Genomic DNA, 21,202 nt, shown 5'->3' with positions numbered 1-21,202 from the left:
GTGCGATGGTGTTGGCGGCCTGGGGTTCCCCGGCCGCGGCGCAGCCGCGCCCGCCTGCCGCGATGCAGGAGACGATGGATATCGGTGACGAGCCGGGCCGCGTCTCGACCGAGGAGGTCAGCATCACCGACGGGCCCTATGCCCGCCAGATGGTGCTGTTCCGCTCCAACGAGGCCCCCGGCACGGTGGTGATCCATTCGGGCGAGCGCTTCCTCTACGTGGTCCAGGGCAATGGCCGGGCGCTGCGCTACGGCATCGGCGTCGGCCGCGAGGGCTTCACCTGGTCCGGCCAGGTCCAGGTCAGCCGCAAGGCCGAGTGGCCGGATTGGCGCCCGCCGCCGGAGATGCTGCAGCGCCAGCCCTATCTGCCGCGCTTCATGGCCGGCGGCCCCGGCAACCCGATGGGCGCGCGCGCCCTCTATCTCGGCTCGACCGTGTTCCGCATCCACGGCACCAACCAGCCGGAGACGATCGGCCAGGCCATCTCCTCGGGCTGTTTCCGCCTCGCCAATGGCGACATCGTCGATCTTTTTGACCGCGTCCCCGTCGGGACCAAGGTGATCATCCGCCACAAGGCCACGCTGTGACGTGCCGCGCTGACGCGCTTCGAAAGGAACAGAGAGCCATGTCGAAGACCCGACGGATTCGCGCCCAGGGCCTCGGCCTCGGCGTCATCGCTGCCCTGGCCGTGGCGACGCCGGCCGCTGCCGGAACCCTCGATTCGGTGAAGCAGCGCGGCACGCTGCAATGTGGCGTCAGCGAGGGCGTGTCCGGCTTTTCGGAGAAGGACGCCGACGGCAAGTGGAGCGGCTTCGATGTCGATTTCTGCCGTGCCGTCGCGGCCGCCGTCCTCGGCGACGCGACCAAGGTCGCCTTCACGCCGCTCTCGGCCGGCGAGCGCTTCGACGCGCTGAAGAGCGGCAAGGTCGACCTGCTCGCGCGCAACTCGACCTGGACGCTGGGGCGCGAGGCGGAGCTCGGCCTCGCCTTCGCCGGCATCAGCTATCACGACGGCCAGGGTTTCCTGGCCAAGCGCTCGCTCGGCGTCGACGGGGCGCTGTCGCTGGACAAGGCGAAGATCTGCGTCGAGGCCGGCACGACGACGCAGCTCAACCTCGCCGACTTCTTCAAGGCCAATTCGATGACCTATGAGGAGAAGGCCTTTCCGGGTGCTGCCGAAGCGCTCGCCGCCTTCCAGTCCGGGCAGTGCGACGTGCTGACCCGCGACCAGTCCGCTCTGCACGGCGAGAAGCAGAAGCTCGCCAAGCCGGCCGAGGCCGTGGTCCTGCCCGACGTGATCTCGAAGGAGCCGCTGGGGCCGGTCGTGCGCAGCGACGACTTTCCCTGGTTCACCGTGGTGAAATGGGTCAATTTCGCGCTGATCAATGCCGAGGAGCTCGGCATCGCCGTCGCCGATGTCGACCAGGCGATGAAGTCGCAGAAGCCCGAGGTCCGGCGCTTCACCGGCGCGGAGGGCGGTTTCGGCAAGGCGCTCGGCCTCTCCGACGACTGGGCGATCCGCGCCGTCAAGGCGACCGGCAACTATGCCGAGATCTATGAGCGCAACCTCGGCGCACAGGCCAAGCTCGGCATCCCGCGCGGCCTCAACCAGCTCTGGAACATGGGCGGCGTGCTCTACGCCCCGCCGCTGCGCTGATACCGGCTGCCGCCGGCGGTCCATGGATCAAGCCGGCCGCAGCGCCGCTCTGAAACGCGCATGATGAAGACCGACGGCCCGCCGAAGCGCGGGCCGTTGGCGTCTGCGCGTCCCGGCTTTGGCGCTTTCCCAATGACGCGCGCCCAGTCCCGGCGGTGCGGGCACGGGTGCGAAGCCGTCTCGGGGCGAAGCCGGCGGGAACCCGACCATCGCTCTCGCCCCGTCTCTTGCCATCGCTCTCGCGCTTGGTTACGGCTGCGTTGTAGATCGAATGATCTAATTATAGATAATTCTCTCAGGAGGTATCATGAGCGACCTTGCCCTCGATCGCGTCTTCAGCCCGCTGCGCCCCCAGGGCCGTTCGCTGGCCTGGCAGGCCGCGGCTGTGGTCATCGGCAGCCTGCTGCTGGCGCTGTCTTCCCAGATCAAGGTGCCGATGCTGCCCGTGCCGATGACGATGCAGACCTTCGCGGTCACGCTCGTCGGCGCGCTCTATGGCTGGCGCCTCGGTGCCGCCACCGTGGTCGCCTGGCTGCTGCAGGGCGCCATCGGGCTGCCGGTCTTCGCCGGCGCCGTCGGTGGGGCCGCCTATTTCGCCGGCCCGACCGGCGGCTATCTGCTCGTCTTCCCGCTGGCCGCGGCGCTGACCGGCTGGCTCGCCGAGCGCGGCTGGAACGGCAGCCGTCCGGGGCTCGCCCTGGTTGCGATGCTCGCCGGCAACGCCCTGTGCCTGCTGGGCGGGGCGGCCTGGCTTTCGGTGCTGATCGGCCTGCCCAAGGCCGTCGCGGTCGGCGTCACGCCGTTCCTGCTCGGCGCGGCGCTGAAATCGGCCCTGGCGGCTGCGACGCTGCGGGCTTTCGCCCGGAACGGCCGCGGCTGACGGCGCCCGCGCGACGCGGCTCCGCTTCGGCGGGGCCGCTCACGCGCCCGCGACGATCCGACGATATCCGGGGAAAAGTCGGCTCGAGCGACTTGAACAAAAAGAGAACATCGTTGATAATGCGATGATCCGCCGATAGGGTTCGGCTCCGGTCGCTCGGCCGGGTTTTGTATTAGTGCGCAGGAAGTGGAGCCTGTCATGGCTGGCAGCGTCAACAAGGTCATCCTGGTCGGCAATCTCGGGCGCGATCCCGAGGTGCGTCGCCTGGGCAGCGGTGAGCCCGTCGTCAATCTGCGCATCGCGACCTCGGAAACCTGGCGTGACAAGCAGTCCGGCGAGCGCAAGGAGCGCACCGAGTGGCACTCGGTCGTGATCTTCAACGAGAATCTCGCGAAGGTCGCCGAGCAGTATCTGAGGAAGGGCTCGAAGGTTTACATCGAGGGCCAGCTCCAGACCCGCAAATGGCAGGATCAGTCCGGCGTCGAGAAATATACGACCGAGATCGTCCTGCAGCGTTTCCGCGGCGAGCTCACCATCCTCGACAGCCGCCAGGGCGGCTCCGACGAATATGGCGAGGGCGGCGGCGGCTCGATGGAGGACCGCTCGGGCGGCTCCTTCGGGCGCTCCAGCGCGATGGGCGGGGGCGGCGGATCACGCCAGCCTGCCATGTCCTCGGGCGGCGGGGGCGGTGGCCGCTCCTCCTCGAGCCATCTCGACGACGACATCCCGTTCTAGGCCCGCGGCTTCGGGCCGGCGCGGAAGGACAAGAGAGAGGGCCGGTTCGGCAAGAACCGGCCCTCTTGCCGTTCAGGGCCGGGCGACGAGGAGGCTCAGCGATCCCGCATAATGCGGCTGGCGGCGCAGCGCCCCGTGGCGGGCATCCCAGTCGCCGGATTCGAGATCGCGCCGCAGCCTGTCGAGCGAAGCCGCGTTCTCGTCCTCGCCGACGAAGCTCCAGGCCGAGCAGGCTGCGCGCGCGCCCGCGTCGAGCAGGCATTCCGGCCGCCCATAATAGGCTTCGTTGAAGCCGTCCCGGCAGGCGAGGGGGATCGGCACGGCCTTGATCTCGACCGAGCCGCCGAGCTCCGCGCCGAGATGCGCCAGCGAAGGGTAGCGCCGCGCCTCGGTCGCCAGCACCTCCGGCGCATAGTCGTTGAGCCAGAAGTCCTGCACCAGCTGCGGATCGCAGGACAGGATCACGACCGGCCCGCGCGTCACCCGCCGCATTTCGCGGAGACCGGCCTCGAGGTCGCGCCACTGATGCACGGTGAAGGTCGCCATGCCGGCGTCGAAGGAGCGATCGGCGAAGGGCAGGGCCTCCGCCGTCGCGTCGATCGCGGCGGAGAGCTCGGCCGGGCGCTGCCCGCGCATCGAGGCCGAGGGCTCGACCGCCGTGACGGCGCGGCCGCGCGGTTCGTAGGAGCCCGCGCCGGCGCCGACATTGAGGATGCTGCCGGCGGGACCGAGCGCGGCCTCGATCAGCGCGGCGATGGCCGGCTCCGGCTGCCGGTAGGCGGCATAGCCCTGGCCGATCCGGCCGTAATCGGCGTCGCCGGCGCTGCCATCGGCGCGGCGGCCGGTCACGGCTGGTCCTGTCTCAGTCATCCTGCACGATCTCCGCGGCTTCGCGCCGCCAGAGCGGCATGACATGGTCCCGTGTCAGCGGGGCGACGGGCACGGGCGCATCGCGGCCCGGCTCGAGCCAGTGCAACTCGGCGATCTCGGCGGCGGGCTCTGGTTCCGTCGCGATGGCGAGCAGGAAGACATCGGCCTCGACGATGAAACCGGGCTCGTTGGCGGCGGGCGCGGCGAAGCGGCCGCGATAGCGCAGCGCCTCGGGGCTCGCGAAGAGGTTGAGCTCCTCCCGCAGCTCGCGCAGCAGCGCCTCGGCCGGCTCTTCGCCGGCTTCGATCTTGCCGCCCGGCTGCATGAAGGCGAGCGTCCCGCGCTTCCTCACCAGCAGCATGCGCTTGCGCGTATCGGTCAGCAGCGCGGTGGCGATGCGGATCCGACCGGAACCCTCGATCAAGGCCGATTCCCTGTCCTGATGCGTCGGCACGAGTTTGCACGGGCGGTCCCGCTCCGGAAGGGGGCGCGATGGCGCGGCCGGCCCGATGGTGCTAGGAGACGGGCGGTTCATCGATCGAGACTATGGGCGAGGCGCGGGATCATGTTCGAGGCGCGCGGCATCGACAGCAGCGACAAGGCCGAGTTCTACCGGCAGCTCGCGGAGCAGCTTGCGGCTTTGCTCGCCGGTGAGAGCGACCCCGTCGCCAATGCGGCCAACACCTCGGCCCTGCTGTTCCAGATGATGCCCGATCTGAACTGGGCGGGCTTCTACATGATGCGCGGCGGCGAGCTGGTGCTGGGCCCGTTCCAGGGCAAGCCGGCCTGCGTCCGCATCCCGGTCGGCAAAGGCGTCTGCGGCACGGCCGTGGCGCGCGGCGCCTCGGTCCTGGTCGAGGACGTCCATGCCTTTCCCGGCCATATCGCCTGCGATTCCGCCTCCCGCTCCGAGCTGGTGGTGCCGTTGATCGGGCGCCGCGGCGCGATCGGGGTGATCGACCTCGACAGCCCCTCGCCAGCGCGCTTCGACGCGGCCGACCAGGCCGGCATCGAGCGGATTGCGGCGATCTATCTGGCAGCCTGTGGCGAGACGGCCGACGCCGGGCTGGCCGCCGCCTCCTGAGGGCGCCATGCCCTCGCTCAGCCTGCGCATCCAGCTCGACCCGGAAGGGCGAATCGGCCCCGGCAAGATCGCGCTGCTCGAGCACATCGCCGAGCTCGGCTCGATCTCGGCTGCCGGGCGGGCGATGCAGATGTCCTATCGTCGCGCCTGGGATCTGGTCGAGGAGCTGAACACGCTGTTCGGCAAGCCGGTGGTCGAGCGCCAGATCGGCGGGCGCAATGGCGGCGGCGCGACGCTCTCGCCGCTCGGCCGCGCGCTCATCACCCGCTTCAGGGCGGTGGAACAGGCGGCAGGCGCCGCCGCCGCCGAGCACCTGGCCGCCCTCCAGGCCGAGATCGAGCGCAGCCCGGAACCCTGAGCTGACGGCCCCTCGGGCGGCATTGCGTCTTCCGAATGGCGGCTATGAAGATCGCTCGCCGGTGCCGGCGGAGCCGGGCTCGCACGCGTCGGATCGGCTCCGGCAGGACGCGGACGGCAGGCCGGTTTGCCTTGACATGCCCCCTCGATTCGCACAGGCGTATCGCACGTGCAGCGCCATCGCTGCAGGTCTTTTTTGTAATGATTACAATGAGAAAGCGACCGAGGTCGGAAACGCCCGCATGGCTGCGTGCGGTGGAGGGGCAACCTCCGGCGAGAGCGGCATCTGGACGAAGCCCGGGCCGGAAACGGCCGGGGCGACATGCCTCGAGCGAAGACTGGATTGATGATGATGATGCGAGCGTTTCGTCTGGTTCTGGCCGCGGCCGCCGTCTCGGCTCTGTTCGCCTCTGGCGCCCGGGCGCAGGGCGAGCCCTCCCAGCCGCAGGGCCAGTCGGCGCCGTCGCAGGTGCAGCAGGCTCCGCAGGTCACGCAACCGCCTGCGGCCGAGCCCCGGCCAATCCCGGCTCTGCAGGCGACCCCGACCAATCCCTTGCCATCGGCCCTTCCGCAGCTCGGCATCAATCCGCCGAGCAGCGCGCATCCGCCGCTGACTGCCGAGCAGCCCCCGGCTGCACCTGCCCCTGTCCCCGCAGCCGCCACGGCCGTGCTGCCGCACGACCTGTCGCCCTGGGGCATGTTCATGGCGGCGGACATCGTGGTGAAGGCCGTGATGCTCGGGCTCGCCTTCGCCTCGCTCGTCACCTGGACGATCTGGCTCGCCAAGGCGATGGAACTGGCTGCGGCCAAGGCTGGCGCGACGCGGGCGCTGCGCCGCATCGAAGCTTCCGACAGCCTGTCCGAGGCGGCCGGCTCCGCGGCGAAGAAGGGCAAGCTGCGCGGCGCCGTCGGCGATCTGCTCTCGGCCGCCCTGACGGAGACGCGGCGCTCGGCCGATCTCGGCGAGGACGGCATCAAGGAGCGTGTCGCCATCGCCCTGTCGCGGATCGAGGCGCGCGCCGGGCGTGCCATGGCGCGCGGCACCGGCCTGCTCGCCACCATCGGCTCGACCGCCCCCTTCGTCGGCCTGTTCGGCACGGTCTGGGGCATCATGAATTCCTTCATCGGCATCAGCCAGGCCAAGACGACCAATCTCGCCGTCGTCGCGCCCGGCATCGCCGAGGCCCTGCTGGCGACGGCGATCGGCCTCGTCGCGGCGATCCCCGCCGTCATCATCTACAACGTCTTCTCCCGCTCGATCGCGGGCTATCGCGCCCTGCTTTCGGATGCGTCCGGCGAGATCCTGCGGCATCTGTCGCGCGATCTGGAGCGGCGCCACCGCGCTGCCGCGCCGGCATCGCGCGCGCCGGCTCCCGCCGCCGCCGTCTCGCTCGTGCCGGCGGAGTGAGATCATGGCCGTTTCGCTCAAGGAACCGCAGGACGGCGATCTCGGCGAGGTCAGCGAGATCAACGTCACGCCGTTCATCGACGTCATCCTCGTCCTGCTGATCATCTTCATGGTGGCGGCGCCGCTCTCGACCGTCGATGTCGCCGTCGACCTGCCGGTCTCGAACGCGCAGCCGCAGCCGCGCCCCGACACCCCGGTCTTCCTGACCGTGAAGGGCGATCTCTCGCTCGCGCTCGGCAACGACGCCGTGCCGCGCGAGGCGCTGCAGGCCACTCTCGACCAGCGCACGAACCGCGACCGCGAGCAGCGCGTCTTCCTGCGCGCCGACGGCACCGTGGCCTATCGCGAGTTGATGGAAGTGATGAACCTGCTGCGCGATGCCGGCTATCTCAAGATCGCACTGGTCGGCCTCGAGGATACCGGGCAGGGCGCTGCCGCAGGGCCGAAGCCATGAGCGCGGAACGCTCCTCGCTGTCCCGCTTCGCGCCGGCGACGCTGCGCTGGAGCCTGGCCGCGCTCGTCGTCGCCAGCGCCCATGGCACGGCTGGCTGGGTGATCGCCAACTGGCAGCGTGCCGAAGCGGCGATGGGCGCGCCTCCAGCCGCCGTGATGATCGAGCTCGCGCCGCTCGCGGTCGCGCCGGAAGCCCCGCAGCAGGACGTCGCACCCGGACCGGAGATGGTCGAGGCGCAGCCCGAGCCGGAACCTCCGCTGCCCGAGCCGGTCGAGCCGCCGAAGGACGTCGAGCCGCCGCCGGAGCCCGAGCCCGTGGCGGTGCCCGAGCCGGAGATCAAGATCCCGGAGCTGCCGCCTCTGCCGGATGCCGCCGCCGTGCTGACGCCGCCGCCGAAGGAGGCGCCCAAGCCGCCGCCGCCCGAGGTCAAGCCCAGGCCGAAGCCGAAACCGCGCATCGTCGAGCGCAAGAAGCCGGTCAGGCCCGACAAGCCCAAGGCCGAGCAGACGACGGCGCCGGTCGCGCAGGCGCAGACGGCTGCGCGCGCGGCCGCCCCGGCCGCCGGGGCCTCCGCGGCTTCGCCAGCCGCCAATGCCAGCTGGCGCGGCTCGCTGATCGCGCATCTCAACCGCTTCAAGCGCTTCCCGAACGGCGCCAGCCCCGGTACCGTCCAGGTGGCGTTCAGCATCGATCGCGGCGGCCGGGTGCTGTCGGCGCGCCTGGTCCGCGGCTCGGGCGATTCGGCGCTGGACGAGGAGGCGGTGGCGATGATCCGCCGTGCGAGCCCGGTGCCGGCGCCGCCGGACGGGCTCGGCGGCGGCTCGATCGCGCTGGCGGTGCCGATCCGGTTCTCGCGCTGATGCGGGACCGGAACGGCCAGGGCGCGAAAGCGTAGACAGGTTCGGGCCTGCGGCGAGAGGAGAAGCGCCAATGCACATCGGAAAGCTCGCTGCCGGAGCGCTTCTGGCCCTCGCCTGCAGCGGCTGCGTGACCGACGCCGAGCTGCGCGCTGCCGACGAGGCACGCTGCCGCTCCTTCGGCTTCCGGACATCGAGCGAAGGTTTTGCGAACTGCCTGCTGCAGCTCGACCTCAATCGTGCCGCGGATCGGCGCGCGCGCTTCGACCGCTTCGATGCGCCGCCGGGGTGGTATTACGGCCGCGGCTGGTGGTGAGCGCTTGGGCCTCCCGAAAAGAAAAAAGGGCCACGCCGGAAAGCGCAGCCCAAGTCTAGGGAGGAAACGCCCAAGGAGGGCGACGCAGCATCGCTGCTGCGGTGCACCCTAGATAGGTGCGCCGCTGCGATCCCGCAAGAGAAAAAGGGCAGCACGGCTGACTTATTTTTGAGCGCCGAATTCCCCTTTTGAATCATGGGGAAGCAGGCCGAACGCCGCCGGCCGATCAGCGTTCGGTGCAATTCGCATCTGCGAGAGCCGGATTGACAAGCCGCCGAAGCTGGCCATTCATATGCATGCATATGAATTCCGCCTCCGCCGAGATCGGCGGGGGCTGTGTCGGCGTGATTGCCGCCGAAGCGAGGCGAAGGACTTGACCCGATGAAGATCGATCGTCGCAGTTTCGTCGCGGGCACGCTTGCCCTCGGCGTTCCCCAGCTGGTGCGCGCCCAGGGCGCGGGGCCGATCCGCATCGGCGAGATCAACTCCTATACCGCCCAGCCGGCCTTCCTGAAACCCTATCGGCAGGCCTGGGAGCTGGCGCAGGAGCAGATCAACGCGGCCGGCGGCGTGCTCGGCCGCAAGCTGGAGACGGTCTTCCGCGACGATGCCGGCAAGCCCGAGGACGCGGTGCGCCACGCCGCCGACCTTGCGACTGCCGAGAAGGTCGACATCATCGCCGGCGGCTTCCTCTCCAATGTCGGCTTGGCGCTCGCCGATTACGCCAATCAGAACAAGCGGCTCTATGTCGCCTCCGAACCCCTGGCCGACGCGCTCGTCTGGGCCAAGGGCAATCGCTACACCTTCCGCCTGCGGCCCTCGACCTACATGCAGGCGGCGATGCTGGTCGAGGAAGCCGCGAAGCTCCCGGCCAAGAAATGGGCGATCGTCGCGCCGAACTACGAATACGGCCAGTCGGCGGTGAAATGGTTCAAGGAACTGCTGCTGAAGGCGCGTCCTGACGTGACCTTCGTCGCCGAGCAGTTCCCGGCGCTCGGCCGCATCGATGCCGGCGCCACCGTCCAGGCGCTGGAGGCGGCCAAGCCCGAGGCGATCTTCAACGTCACCTTCGCGGTCGACCTCGCCAATTTCGTCCGCGCCGGCAACACGCGCGGGCTGTTCGAGGGCCGCCAGGTCGTCTCGATGCTGACCGGCGAGCCGGAATATCTCGACACGCTCGGCGCCGAGACCCCGGAAGGCTGGATCATCACCGGCTATCCCCATCCCGACCTGCAGACGCCGGAGCACGTCAAGTTCCGCGATGCCTACAAGGCGAAGTACAACGACTATCCGCGGCTGGGCTCGGTCGTCGGCTACGAGACGGTGCAGGCCATCGCCGCCGCGCTGGCCAAGGCCGGCTCCACCGACAACGAGAAGCTGGTCGATGCCTTCGAGGGGCTGAAATTCGTCTCGGCCTTCGGCCCGATCGAATTCCGCAAGATCGACCACCAGTCGACGCTCGGCGCCTATGTCGGCAAGAGCGCTCTGAAGAACGGCAAGGGCGTGATGGTCGACTGGAGCTATCGCGACGGCGCCAAGTACCTGCCGAGCGACGACGAGGTCCGCAAGCTGCGCCCGGCCGTCTGAGGCCCAACGGAACAACGTCGTCATTCCGGGGCAGGCCGCAGGCCTGAGCCCGGAACGCATGAACACGGCGTCTGCCGTCATGGTCGGGCTTGTCCCGACCATCCACGTCTTCCTTCGTTCAAGACGTGGATGCTCGCCACAAGGGCGAGCATGACGCTCTGGAGCAATGTCGTGTCCATGGGTTCCGGGCTCGTCGCTGCGCGAAGACCCGGAATGACGGCGTGGTTCCGTGAGACTCCGCGTGACGCCGAATCTCGATATCCTCTGACCGCCCGCGACGCTCATCGCACTTGCCCGAGACGACATGCTTGATCTCGTCCTTACCCAGACCCTGAACGGCCTGGCCTCGGCATCGTCGCTATTCCTGGTGGCATGCGGGCTGTCGATCATCTTCGGCGTCACCCGCATCGTGAACTTCGCCCATGGCTCGCTCTACATGCTGGGCGGCTATCTGGCCTTCACGCTGGTGAGCTGGTTCGGCCCGGCCAATGCCTTCGGCTTCTGGGGCGGCGTGATGCTCGCCGTCCTGCTTACCGGTCTTGTCGGCGCGCTGATCGAGATCGCGATCCTGCGCCGGATCTATCAGGCGCCGGAGCTGTTCCAGCTGCTCGCGACCTTCGGCGTCGTGCTGATGCTGCAGGACATCGCGCTCGCGACCTGGGGGCCGGAGGACAAGCTCGGCCCGCGCGCGCCCGGATTCCGCAGCTTCGTCATCCTGTTCGACAGCCGCTTCCCGAGCTACGAGCTCTTCCTGATCGCGGTCGGGCCGGTCGTGCTCGGCCTGATCTGGCTGCTCTTCCACCGGACGCGCTGGGGCGTGCTGATCCGGGCGGCGACGCAAGACCGCGAGATGGTCAGCGCGCTCGGCGTCAACCAGCGCCTGCTCTTCACCTCGGTCTTCGCCTTCGGCGCCGCACTGGCGGGCCTTGGCGGCGCGCTCCAGCTCCCGCGCGAGGCGATCAACCTGCATATGGACCTGTCGATGATCGCCGAGGCCTTCGTCGTGGTCGTGGTCGGTGGGCTCGGCAGCGTCACGGGGGCCTACCTCGCCGCCGTGCTGATCGGCGTGCTCCACGCCTTCGGCATCCTGATCCTGCCCAAGATCACGCTGGTCCTCGTCTTCCTGGTGATGGCGGCGGTGCTGATCGCCCGGCCGCATGGCCTGCTCGGCAAGGCCGGCGTCGAGCCGCGCGGCCATGCCGGCCAGCTTTTCCTGCTGAGTCCGGCCGACAAGGCGGCCAAGGCGTTCGGCGCGGTGATGCTCGCGCTGCTGATCCTGGCGCCGCTGGTCGTGCCGGACCACCTCATTCTGACGCTGACCGACCTCGTCATCTTCGCGGTCTTCGCCGCCTCGCTGCATCTGCTGATGGGGCCGGGCGGCATCACCTCCTTTGGCCATGCCGCCTATTTCGGCCTGGGCGCCTATGGCGCGGCGCTGGCGGTGAAATGGCTGGGCGCCTCGATGGAGCCGGCGCTGGTGGCGGCGCCGCTCTTGGCGGGCGTGGCGGGGGCGATCTTCGGCTGGTTCTGCGTGCGTCTCTCGGGCGTCTATCTCGCGATGCTGACGCTCGCCTTCGCCCAGATCGCCTGGGCCACGGCCTTCCAATGGGTCGACCTCACCGGCGGCGACAACGGCATCCTCGGCGTCTGGCCCTCGGCCTGGGCGGTTTCCAAGACCGTCTTCTACTATCTCGCGCTCGCCATCGCCGTGCTGGTCGTCGTGGCGCTGCGCGTCATCATCTTCGCGCCCTTCGGCTACGCCTTGCGTGCCGGCCGCGACAGCCCCTTGCGGGCTGAAGCCGTCGGGCTCGATGTCGGGCGGCTGCAATGGGCCGCCTTCGTCATCGCAGCGGTCGCGGCCGGCATTGCCGGCGGACTCTTCGCTTTCTCGAAAGGCTCGGTCTTCCCGACCTATATGGCGATCCCGCGCTCGGTCGATGCGCTGCTGATGGTGCTGCTCGGCGGCGTGCAGACGGTCGCCGGACCGGTCGTCGGCGCCTTCGCCTATATGGGGCTCAACGAGCAGCTGATGAAGCTGACGGCTTATTGGCGCTTCGGGCTCGGCCTCTCGATCGTGCTGCTGGTCGTGCTGTTTCCGCGCGGCCTCGTCGGTACCTGGCTGTACTGGCGTGCCCGACGCGAGAGCGCCGCGCAGGCGGCGGCCGCGGCATGAGTGCGCCCATGATCCCCGTGCTGGAAGCCCGCGGCCTCGCCCGATCTTTCGGCGGCGTGAAGGCGGTCGACGGCGTCTCCTTCTCGGTCGAGGCCGGCCGGCTGGTCGCGCTGATCGGCCCGAACGGCGCCGGCAAGACCACCTGCTTCAACATGCTGAACGGGCAGCTCAAGCCCGATCGCGGCGAGGTGCTGCTCGCGGGCAAGCCGATCACAGGGCTCGAACCGCGCAAAATCTGGCGCCTCGGTGTCGGCCGCACCTTTCAGATCACCGCGACCTTCGCCTCGATGACCGTGCGCGAGAATGTCCAGATGGCGCTGATCTCGCATGAAGGCGAGAGCTGGCGCCTGTTCGGCCGTGCCGACGGGCGCCATCGCGAGGTGGCGGATGCGTTGCTCGCTCAGGTCGGCATGGGGGGGCAGGCCGAGCGCGCCTGCGGCGTGCTCGCCTATGGCGATCTGAAGCGCGTCGAGCTCGCCGTCGCGCTCGCCAACGCGCCGAAACTCCTGCTGATGGACGAACCCACCGCCGGCATGGCGCCGCAGGAGCGCATCGCGTTGATGGCGCTGACCGCCCGCATCGCCAAGGAGCGCGGCATCGCCGTGCTGTTCACCGAGCACGACATGGATGTCGTCTTCGCCCATGCCGACAGCGTGCTGGTGCTCGACCGTGGCCGGCTGATCGCGGCCGGCACCAGCGCCGAGGTGCGGCAGGATCCGCAGGTGCGGGCGGTCTATCTCGGCTCCGGCGCGACCTCGGGAGGGCATTGATGGCGGCGCTTCTCGAACTCTCCGGCGTCGAGGCCTGGTATGGCCGCGCCCATATCCTGCATGGCGTCGGCTTTGCGGTGGGGCAGGGCGAAGTCGTAGCTCTGATGGGCCGCAACGGCGCCGGCAAGTCGACGACGATGAAAACGGTGATGGGGCTGGTGCCTGAGCCGCAGGGCTCGATCCGCTTCGAGGGCGAGGAGATAGCCGGCCGCGAGCCCTTCGTGATCGCGCGGCTCGGCGTCGGTTATGTGCCGGAGGATCGCCGCGTCTTCTCGGAGCTGACGGTGATGGAGAATCTCGAGGTCGGCCGCCAGCCGCTGCGGACAGGCGCACCGCACTGGACGCCGGAGCGCCTGTTCGACCTCTTCCCCAATCTCGGCCGCATGCGCGACCGGCCCGGCGCTTCCATGTCCGGCGGCGAGCAGCAGATGTTGACCATCGCCCGCACGCTGATGGGCAATCCGCGCCTGCTGCTGCTCGACGAGCCTTCGGAAGGGCTGGCGCCGGTCATCGTCGAGGCGATGGCGCAGACGATCCGCGTGCTGAAGGGCGAGGGGCTGTCCGTGCTGCTTTCGGAACAGAACCTGCATTTCGCCGGCAGCATCGCCGACCGCGCCGTCATCATCGAGAAGGGGCTGATCCGCTTCGACGATACGATGGCGGCACTCAAGGCCGACGAGGCGGCGCGGAGCCAGTATCTGGCGGTTTGAAGCCGGCGAGCAGGCGCCGCATCACATCGAGCAGCGGCGCGACCTCCGCCTCCGCCATCGGATCGAGCGCGGCGATGGTGATCGCCTTGGCGCGCACGACATAGTCGGGCAGCTGCTCGCGCCCGCGTTGGCTCAGCTGCACCAGCACGCGCCGCTTGTCGTCGGGGTCGTGCAGCCGCTCGACCAGCCCGCGCTCCTCCAGGCGCGTCACCACGCCCCGGATGGTCGCCGGGTCCATCGCCGTCATGCGGCCGAGCTGGTTCTGGGAGATCCGCCCGTCGGCGGCGAGGCGGCACAGGGCGGCGAATTGCGGCGGCGTCGGCCCGTCCTCGCCCATCATCTGCAGGAACATCGCGACATAGCGCTGCTGCATCTGCCGCAGCAGGAAGCCGAACTGCTCGTCCAGCACATAGCCGGCGAGGTCGACAGGCTCGGGAACCGCGGAATCGGCCTGACCGCTGGCCGAGCGGTGATGCCGGCCAAGTCCGTCTTCCGATTCCTCTGCGCGGTTCATGGCTGCTCCGGGTGGGCGATTCTGCTGCGTATGGCAGCGGCCCATTCTCCCGGATCATATGTGTTCGTTCAATCGGGCAGGCCAGCGCAGCCACAGCCGTCATGCTCGGGCTTGACCCAAGCATCTCATGAAGGAAGAGCGCCTCTATCGTCACGAGATTCTCGGGTCACCGCTGCGCGGCGCCCGAGAATGACGGCAAGTGAAACGCGATCAGCCCAGCGACATCGTCAGCGGCGGCTTCACTTCGGGCGGCAGCGGCGAGGTGTAGCCTTCCTTGCCGAGACGGGCCTTGTGGTCGGCCTTGGCGGCGGCCATCAGGGCCGGATCGCTCAGCACGGCGGCGCCGGTCGCGGCCATCGCCTTGGCGACATGGACCATCGCCTTGTGCGCGGCCGGGGACTTGCCCTGCGCCACCACCTGCCAAGTATGGAACGGCGTGCCCATCGCCACCGTCGGGGCATGGGCCTGCACGGTCGGCACCGCCCAGCTCACGTCGCCGATATCGGTCGAGCCGATCGCCGGGTTGCGCTTGGCGTCGCGCGGAACGAGGAAGTCGGCGAGCGGCGCGCCTGTGTCGGGCATGCCGATCGTGCGCCAGATCGAGGCGATTTCCTGCGGCGAGAGCGTGCCGCGGATCTTCTCCGCATAGGCCTTGTCGGCATCGTCGAAATGCGGCGGGCCGAGATCGTCCATCACCTTGTGCATGGCTTCTTCGAGCGGCGTGTTGGCGAGGAGGTCGGAAACGGCGCTGACGATGCGCATTTCCATCTTGGTTTCCGTCATCAGCGCAGCGCCTTCGGCGATCTTCTTCACACGCTGGACGAGCTCCAGCATGCCGCGCAGGTCACGGGCGCGGATCGAGTAGCGAACGCGCGCATGGGCCTGGACGACGTTGGGCGCGATGCCGCCGGTGTCGAGCAGCGCGTAGTGGACGCGGGCGTCGGAGGGCATGTGCTCGCGCATGTAGTTGACGCCGACATTCATCAGCTCGACGGCATCGAGCGCCGAACGGCCGAGATGCGGCGCCGCGGCGGCATGCGAGGCGCGGCCGGTGAAGACGAAGTCGGCGCGGGTATTCGCCAGCGCCAGCGCCGGAGCGACCTCCCAGAAGCTCGACGGGTGCCAGCTGATCGCGACGTCGGCGTCGTCGAAGGCGCCGGCGCGGACCATGAAGGCCTTGGCCGCGCCGCCTTCCTCGGCCGGGCAGCCGTAATAGCGCACGCGGCCGGGGATCTTGTTTTCGGCAAGCCAGTCCTTCATCGCCACCGCGGCGAGCATGGCGGCGGAGCCCAGCAGGTTATGGCCGCAGCCATGGCCATGGCCGCCGGCCTCGATCTCCTTGTGCTCGGAGGCGCCGGCTTCCTGCGACAGGCCGGGCAGGGCGTCGTACTCGCCGAGGAAGGCGATGACCGGGCCGCCTTCGCCGGCCTCGCCAATCACGGCGGTGGGGATGTCGGCGACGTTCTCGGTGATCCTGAAGCCCTGATGCTTCAGCTCGGCGATGTGCTCGGCGACCGAGCGCTTCTCGGTGTAGCACACCTCCGGCATGCCCCAGACCCGGTCGGAGAGCGCGATCAGGCGCTCCTTGTTCGCATCGACATGCCGCCAGAGATCGTTTCGATTGTCCATTGTCGTTCCGCCTGGGGAACGCGCGGGCGCTCCCCGTCCTTGTTGAGAGGCGGATTCCCCGACGGGGCCGATGCGGCCGGGCCGGACCCGCCTCTGGTGGGCAGCGGCATATGAGCAATCTCAGCCGGTGCCGTCCAGACATTCAGCGCATGGCGGAACAGCGTCTCAGGCTTTGGCCTGCGCCGGGGAGGTGGCGGCGAAATCGGCGAGGATCGGACAGTCCGGCCGGTGGTCGCCATGGCAATGCGTCGCCAGGTGCCGCAGCGTGTCGGCCATCGCCTTGAGCTCGGCCGCCTTTTCCTCGAGCTCGCGGACATGGGCCATCGCGAGGCTCTTCACATCGGCGCTGGCCCGGCTCTTGTCGCGCCAGAGCGCGAGCAGTTCGCGGGTCTCCTCCAGCGAGAAGCCGAGGTCGCGGGAGCGCCGGACGAAGCGCAGCGTGTGCACGTCCTCATCGGCATAGACCCGGTACTGCGCGGCGGTGCGGGCGGGCGGGGTGATCAGGCCGATGCTCTCGTAGTAGCGGATCATCTTGGCGCTGACGCCGGAGCGGGTCGCCGCTTGACCGATGTTCATCTCAGACCTCCTGTCCGGCCGCGCCATGCGAGGCCGGGATGCGGAAACGCTTCAGCCGCAGGGCATTGGTGACGACGCTGACGCTCGACAGCGCCATCGCGAGCCCGGCGAAGACCGGCGAGAGCAGAATGCCGAAGGCCGGATAGAGCACCCCGGCCGCGACCGGGATCAGCAGCGCATTGTAGCCGAAGGCCCAGGCCAGATTCTGGCGGATATTGGCGATCACCGCCTGCGACAGGGCGATCGCGCGGGGCACGCCCATGACGTCGCCGGACATCAGCACGACATCGGCGCTCTCGATGGCGATGTCGGTGCCGGTGCCGATGGCGATGCCGACATCCGCCTGGGCGAGCGCCGGCGCGTCGTTGATGCCGTCGCCGACGAAGGCGACCTTGGCGCCGCGGCTCTGCAGGCGCTTCACCACCTCGGCCTTGTCGGTCGGCAGAACCTCGGCCCAGACCTCGTCGATGCCGAGGCCGCGCGCCACAGCCTGCGCCGTGCGATGGTCGTCGCCGGTCACCATCGCGACCTTGAGGCCGAGCCTGTGCAGCGCGGCGATGGCCGCGGGCGTGGTTTCCTTCACCGCGTCGGCGACGGCGATGACGGCAGCGATCTTGCCGTCGATCGCGGCATAGAGCGGGGTCTTGCCGGCTTCCGCCAGCGCCCGGGCGCGGGAGGCGAAGGGGGCGATGTCGAGCTTGGCCTCCTCCATCAGCCGGTGGCCGCCGATCGCGACCTTGCGGCCCTCGACCGTCGCGGTGACGCCGCGGCCGGGGTCGCTGGCGAAATCGGCCGGCTCGGCGAGCGCGAGCCCACGGGCCTTGGCGGCGGCGACCAGCGCCTGCGCCAGCGGATGCTCCGAGCGGTTCTCGGCCGAGCCGACGAGACGCAGCACGTCGTCGGCGCTGAAGCCGGCAGCCGGCTCGATATCGGTGAGCTCCGGCTTGCCCTTGGTCAGCGTGCCCGTCTTGTCGAGCGCGACGATCTCGACGTCCTTCAGCGCCTGCAGGGCGTCGCCCTGACGGAACAGGATGCCAAGCTCGGCGCCGCGGCCGGTGCCGACCATGATCGAGGTCGGGGTCGCCAGGCCCATGGCGCAGGGGCAGGCGATGATCAGCAGCGCGACGGCGTTGACCAGCGCATGCGACAGGGCCGGGCTCGGGCCGAATGTCAGCCAGACGGCGAAGGTCACGAGGGCCAGCGCGATCACCACCGGCACGAACCAGAGGGTGACGCGGTCGACCAGCGCCTGGATCGGCAGCTTGGCGCCCTGCGCCGCCTGCACGGTGCGCACGATCTGCGCGAGCAACGTATCCGAGCCGACCTTCTGCGCGGTGATGCGCAGCGCGCCCGAGCCGTTGACGGTGCCGCCGGTGACGGTGCTGCCGGCTTCCTTGCGCACCGGCGCGGGCTCGCCGGTGATCATCGATTCATCGACGAAGGAGGTGCCGTCGGTGACCTCGCCATCGACCGGGACGCGCTCGCCCGGTCGCAGGATGACGACATCGCCGGGGCGGACGCTCTCGACCGGCACGTCGCTCTCGGCGCCGTCGCGCAGCACGCGGGCGGTCTTGGGCTGGAGCGCGATCAGGCTGCGGATGGCGGCGCCGGTGCGGCCCTTGGCGCGGGCCTCGAACCAGCGGCCGAGCAGGATCAGCGTCACGATCACGGCGCCCGATTCGAAATAGGTACCCTCCGTGCCCGCGGGCAGCAGGTCCGGCAGGAAGGTCGCGACGGACGAATAGAGATAGGCCGCGCCGGTGCCGAGCATGACGAGCGAATTCATGTCGGGGGCGCCGCGCAGCAGCGCCGGGAAGCCCTTGCGCAGGAAGACGAGGCCCGGGCCGAACTGCACGATGGTCGCCAGAACGAAGGAGAAGACGCGGATATTCCATTCGCCGAAGCTGCCGGCGAGCCAGTGATGCAGGGCAGGGACCATATGGCTGCCCATCTCGACGACGAGCAGCGGCAGCGTCAGCAGGCCGGCGATGATGACCGAGCGCAGCAGCTTGCCCTGCTCCTCGTCCTTGGCTGCCTGCTGGCGCGAGGCGGCATCGCCATCGGCCGCTGCGACCGGGCTCGCCTCGTAGCCGGCGCCGGCGACGGCCTTCACCAGCGCAGGGGTGATGTCGCTGGCGGCGAGCGTCTTCACGCTGGCGCGCTCGGTCGCGAGGTTGACGGTGGCGTCGACGACGCCGGGCACGGCGCGCAGCGCCTTCTCGACATGGCCGACGCAGGAGGCGCAGGTCATGCCGGAGACCGAGAGCTCGATTGCCGTCTCGACCGGCGCATAGCCGGACTGGCGCACCGCCGCCTCGATCTGCCTGAGATCGGTTCCAGCCTTGGCAAAGGTGATATGGGCGCGCTCGGTCGCGAGGTTGACCGCGACCGCATCGACACCCGGAACGGCCGCGATAGCGCGCTCGACGCGCCCGACGCAGCTCGCGCAGGTCATGCCCTCGACGCCCAGATCGAGCGTTTCGAAGTCGTTCCTGCTCCTGTCGATGACCGTCATCGCCGTCTCCTTCATGGTGATGACGAGCGATATAAGGTTTCCCATGATGGGAAGGTCAAGGGGTGGTTCGACATTCCATGAAACCACGCATCGTTCTGAGACATTGCGCAGCAATGAGCCAGAATCCATGGTCGCGACGCTTGCCGTCATGGTCGGGCTTGTCCCGACCATCCACGTCTTCGTTGGTCGAAGGGCGTGTGCAAGACGTGGATGCTCGCCACAAGGGCGAGCATGACGAACCGGAGCGGCATCGCGTTCTGACTTCCGGGCTCTTCGCTTCGCGCGGTCCGGAATGACGGCCCGACTCAAGGCATCTCGACCGAGACGCTCTTGATCACCGCATGGACCGGCTTTCCCGGTTGAAGCCCGAGCAAGGCGACGGATTTCGCCGTCAGACGGGCTGCCAGCTTCGCCTCGCCGCAAGCGACGCGCAGATGCACGGTGCTGCCGCCCAGGCCGCTGCGCTCGCCGATCTCGGCGACGCTGCCGGAAAGCACGTTGAGCGCGCTGATCTCCGATAGCCGGTCGAGGCTGAGCATGACGTCGCTCGCCAGGATGCGGATCTTGATCCGCTGGCCCTGCAGCAGGGTACCGCGTGCGATCGTCAGCGGCCCGGCCGGCGTCGTCAGCCGTGCCAGCCCGAAGGCCTCGTCGAAGCCGGCGACCTCGGCCGTGAGCAGGGAGCTCGCCTCCGGCGCGCCCGGCCGTGCCGCCAGATCGGGGCGGGACAGGATGTCGGCCGTGGGCCCGCAGGCGGCGACGCGTCCGTTCTCGATCACGGCGACGGTGGTGGCGAGGCGCGCGACCTCCGCCAGCGCATGCGAGACATAGACGATCGGGATGCCGACCTCGTCGCGCAGCCGTTCGATATGCGGCAGGATCTCGGCCTTGCGCGCCTCGTCGAGCGCCGCCAGCGGCTCGTCCATCAGCAACAGGCGCGGCTGCGCCAGCAGTGCCCGGCCGATGGCGACACGCTGCTTCTCGCCGCCGGAAAGCGCGCCGGGCCGCCGATGCAGCAGATGGCCGATGCCGAGCAGTTCCAGCACCTTGTCGAGTTCGGCCGGCCTGCGCTGCGGGCGCGGCACGAACCAGTGCCCGAACAGCAGGTTCTGCCGCACGGTGAGATGGGGAAAGAGGCGCGCCTCCTGAAAGACATAGCCGATGCGGCGGCGGTGCTTCGGCAGGAAGATGCCGCGCTCGGTATCGACCAATGTCTCGCCATCGACGCGGACATGGCCGGAATCGGGGCGGATCAGCCCGCCGATGACGTTGACCAGCGAGGTCTTGCCCGAGCCCGAGCTGCCGAACAGCGCGGTCAGGCGCCCATCGGAGGTGAAGCTCGAAACGAGCGTGAAGTCGCCGAGCCGATGGCGGACGGCGATGTCGAGGACATCGGTCATTCGACGGCGATCCGGCGGCCGACGATGCGTGCCATCAGCTCGGAGAGGAAGAGCGCCGCGACCGAGATCGCGATCGAGATCAGGGTGAGCCGCATCGCGCCGGCATCACCGCCGGGCACTTGCGTAAAGGTGTAGATCGCGGTGGGCAGCGTCTGCGTCTCGCCGGGGATGTTGGAGACGAAGGTGATCGTCGCGCCGAATTCGCCCATCGCCTTGGCGAAGCACAGGATCATGCCGGCGATGATGCCGGGCAGGCACAGCGGCAGGGTGACGACGAGGAAGACCCAGATCGGGCTCGCGCCGAGCGTTCCTGCCGCGGATTCGAGCTTGCGGTCGACGGCTTCGATCGAGAGCCGGATCGCCCGCACCATCAGCGGAAAGCCCATCACCGCGCAGGCCAGGGCCGCGCCGGTCCAGCGGAAGGAGAGCACGATCCCGAACCAGTCATAGAGGAATTCCCCGATCGGCCCGCGCCGGCCGAAGCCGATCAGCAGCAGATAGCCCGTCACCACCGGCGGCAGGATCAGCGGCATATGGATGACGGCGTCGAGCAGCGACTTGCCCCAGAAGCGCCCGCGCGCCAGCAGCAACCCGAGAGCGAGCCCCAGCGGGAGGCTCGCGAGCATGGCAGTCGTTGCAACGATGAGGCTGAGCCTCACCGCCGTCCATTCTTCCGGGGAGAGCGTAAGCCAGTCGGTCACGAAGCGGCG

The 21,202-nt window shown here is 69.3% G+C and carries 22 protein-coding genes; 14 read left to right on the top strand and 8 right to left on the bottom strand.

Going from position 1 to position 21,202, the window contains the following annotated elements:
- The first annotated feature begins 5 nt into the window (after positions 1 to 5).
- The 4 genes from B5Y19_RS07135 (at position 6) to ssb (ending at position 3,272) form a co-directional block, all read left to right on the top strand.
- Complete coding sequence (locus B5Y19_RS07135) at positions 6 to 587, top strand: L,D-transpeptidase (protein ID WP_244555509.1); 582 nt, start codon at positions 6 to 8, stop codon at positions 585 to 587.
- A 38-nt stretch (positions 588 to 625) separates the two neighbouring features.
- Positions 626 to 1,657: an amino acid ABC transporter substrate-binding protein gene (locus B5Y19_RS07130; protein WP_079591280.1), complete on the top strand. Its 1,032-nt coding sequence runs from the start codon at positions 626 to 628 to the stop codon at positions 1,655 to 1,657.
- Between the two features lie 307 nt (positions 1,658 to 1,964).
- Entirely contained in the window at positions 1,965 to 2,537 is a 573-nt protein-coding gene (locus B5Y19_RS07125) for a biotin transporter BioY (RefSeq protein WP_055726874.1), read from the top strand.
- A gap of 198 nt (positions 2,538 to 2,735) precedes the next feature.
- Positions 2,736 to 3,272 (top strand): single-stranded DNA-binding protein, encoded by a 537-nt coding sequence (gene ssb / locus B5Y19_RS07120; protein WP_055726875.1) that lies wholly within the window; start codon positions 2,736 to 2,738, stop codon positions 3,270 to 3,272.
- Positions 3,273 to 3,344: 72 nt separating this feature from the next.
- On the opposite strand, the gene B5Y19_RS07115 is transcribed toward ssb, so the two are convergent.
- The gene (locus tag B5Y19_RS07115; RefSeq protein ID WP_079591279.1) at positions 3,345 to 4,142 is read right to left on the bottom strand and encodes a class I SAM-dependent methyltransferase; all 798 of its coding nucleotides are present in this window, start codon (positions 4,140 to 4,142) and stop codon (positions 3,345 to 3,347) included.
- Positions 4,135 to 4,566, bottom strand: coding sequence for an NUDIX hydrolase (locus tag B5Y19_RS07110; RefSeq protein WP_055727034.1), 432 nt, complete (start codon positions 4,564 to 4,566; stop codon positions 4,135 to 4,137). The genes B5Y19_RS07115 and B5Y19_RS07110 overlap by 8 nt, the downstream gene beginning before the upstream one ends.
- A gap of 141 nt (positions 4,567 to 4,707) precedes the next feature.
- Between B5Y19_RS07110 and B5Y19_RS07105 the strand changes: the two genes are divergently transcribed.
- From B5Y19_RS07105 to B5Y19_RS07060, 10 genes are all read left to right on the top strand, one after another.
- Positions 4,708 to 5,226 carry a free L-methionine (R)-S-oxide reductase MsrC gene (locus B5Y19_RS07105; protein WP_055726877.1) on the top strand — a complete coding sequence of 173 codons (519 nt, stop codon included), beginning with the start codon at positions 4,708 to 4,710 and terminating at the stop codon, positions 5,224 to 5,226.
- A gap of 7 nt (positions 5,227 to 5,233) precedes the next feature.
- Positions 5,234 to 5,584 carry a winged helix-turn-helix domain-containing protein gene (locus tag B5Y19_RS07100; RefSeq protein WP_055726878.1) on the top strand — a complete coding sequence of 117 codons (351 nt, stop codon included), beginning with the start codon at positions 5,234 to 5,236 and terminating at the stop codon, positions 5,582 to 5,584.
- Between the two features lie 354 nt (positions 5,585 to 5,938).
- Entirely contained in the window at positions 5,939 to 6,991 is a 1,053-nt protein-coding gene (gene exbB / locus B5Y19_RS07095; RefSeq protein ID WP_079591324.1) for a tonB-system energizer ExbB, read from the top strand.
- Positions 6,992 to 6,995: 4 nt separating this feature from the next.
- Positions 6,996 to 7,445 (top strand): TonB system transport protein ExbD, encoded by a 450-nt coding sequence (exbD, locus tag B5Y19_RS07090; RefSeq protein WP_055726879.1) that lies wholly within the window; start codon positions 6,996 to 6,998, stop codon positions 7,443 to 7,445.
- A complete protein-coding gene (locus B5Y19_RS07085) occupies positions 7,442 to 8,305 on the top strand; it encodes an energy transducer TonB family protein (RefSeq protein WP_055726880.1) in 864 nt (287 codons plus the stop codon). Before exbD ends, B5Y19_RS07085 begins: the two co-directional genes overlap by 4 nt.
- A gap of 70 nt (positions 8,306 to 8,375) precedes the next feature.
- Positions 8,376 to 8,618, top strand: coding sequence for a hypothetical protein (locus tag B5Y19_RS07080; protein WP_055726881.1), 243 nt, complete (start codon positions 8,376 to 8,378; stop codon positions 8,616 to 8,618).
- Positions 8,619 to 8,999: 381 nt separating this feature from the next.
- A complete protein-coding gene (locus B5Y19_RS07075; RefSeq protein WP_055726882.1) occupies positions 9,000 to 10,205 on the top strand; it encodes an ABC transporter substrate-binding protein in 1,206 nt (401 codons plus the stop codon).
- Positions 10,206 to 10,509: 304 nt separating this feature from the next.
- Positions 10,510 to 12,378 carry an ABC transporter permease gene (locus B5Y19_RS07070; protein WP_055726883.1) on the top strand — a complete coding sequence of 623 codons (1,869 nt, stop codon included), beginning with the start codon at positions 10,510 to 10,512 and terminating at the stop codon, positions 12,376 to 12,378.
- Positions 12,375 to 13,148 (top strand): ABC transporter ATP-binding protein, encoded by a 774-nt coding sequence (locus B5Y19_RS07065; protein WP_055726884.1) that lies wholly within the window; start codon positions 12,375 to 12,377, stop codon positions 13,146 to 13,148. The genes B5Y19_RS07070 and B5Y19_RS07065 overlap by 4 nt, the downstream gene beginning before the upstream one ends.
- On the top strand, positions 13,148 to 13,858 hold the full coding sequence (locus B5Y19_RS07060) for an ABC transporter ATP-binding protein (protein ID WP_055726885.1): 711 nt from the start codon (positions 13,148 to 13,150) through the stop codon (positions 13,856 to 13,858). Before B5Y19_RS07065 ends, B5Y19_RS07060 begins: the two co-directional genes overlap by 1 nt.
- Here B5Y19_RS07060 and B5Y19_RS07055 read toward each other — a convergent pair.
- The 6 genes from B5Y19_RS07055 to modB form a co-directional block, all read right to left on the bottom strand.
- Entirely contained in the window at positions 13,815 to 14,372 is a 558-nt protein-coding gene (locus tag B5Y19_RS07055; RefSeq protein WP_079591277.1) for a MarR family winged helix-turn-helix transcriptional regulator, read from the bottom strand. The two genes, B5Y19_RS07060 and B5Y19_RS07055, sit on opposite strands and share 44 nt — an antisense overlap.
- A gap of 210 nt (positions 14,373 to 14,582) precedes the next feature.
- Positions 14,583 to 16,001 carry a M20 family metallopeptidase gene (locus tag B5Y19_RS07050; protein WP_055726886.1) on the bottom strand — a complete coding sequence of 473 codons (1,419 nt, stop codon included), beginning with the start codon at positions 15,999 to 16,001 and terminating at the stop codon, positions 14,583 to 14,585.
- A gap of 165 nt (positions 16,002 to 16,166) precedes the next feature.
- Positions 16,167 to 16,577, bottom strand: a complete 411-nt coding sequence (cueR, locus tag B5Y19_RS07045; RefSeq protein WP_055726887.1) for a Cu(I)-responsive transcriptional regulator — start codon at positions 16,575 to 16,577, stop codon at positions 16,167 to 16,169.
- A 1-nt stretch (position 16,578) separates the two neighbouring features.
- Positions 16,579 to 19,092, bottom strand: coding sequence for a heavy metal translocating P-type ATPase (locus tag B5Y19_RS07040; protein ID WP_079591323.1), 2,514 nt, complete (start codon positions 19,090 to 19,092; stop codon positions 16,579 to 16,581).
- 305 nt (positions 19,093 to 19,397) lie between these two features.
- Positions 19,398 to 20,492, bottom strand: a complete 1,095-nt coding sequence (gene modC / locus B5Y19_RS07035) for a molybdenum ABC transporter ATP-binding protein (protein ID WP_055726888.1) — start codon at positions 20,490 to 20,492, stop codon at positions 19,398 to 19,400.
- Positions 20,489 to 21,193: a molybdate ABC transporter permease subunit gene (gene modB, locus B5Y19_RS07030; RefSeq protein WP_055726889.1), complete on the bottom strand. Its 705-nt coding sequence runs from the start codon at positions 21,191 to 21,193 to the stop codon at positions 20,489 to 20,491. Before modB ends, modC begins: the two co-directional genes overlap by 4 nt.
- Positions 21,194 to 21,202: the final 9 nt, after the last annotated feature.

The organism is Allobosea thiooxidans, from assembly GCF_900168195.1.
In the GTDB taxonomy this organism is placed as follows: Bacteria; Pseudomonadota; Alphaproteobacteria; order Rhizobiales; family Beijerinckiaceae; genus Allobosea; species Allobosea thiooxidans.
Note: the sequence above shows the minus strand (reverse complement) of the source record. Positions and strands in the feature narration are given on the sequence as shown.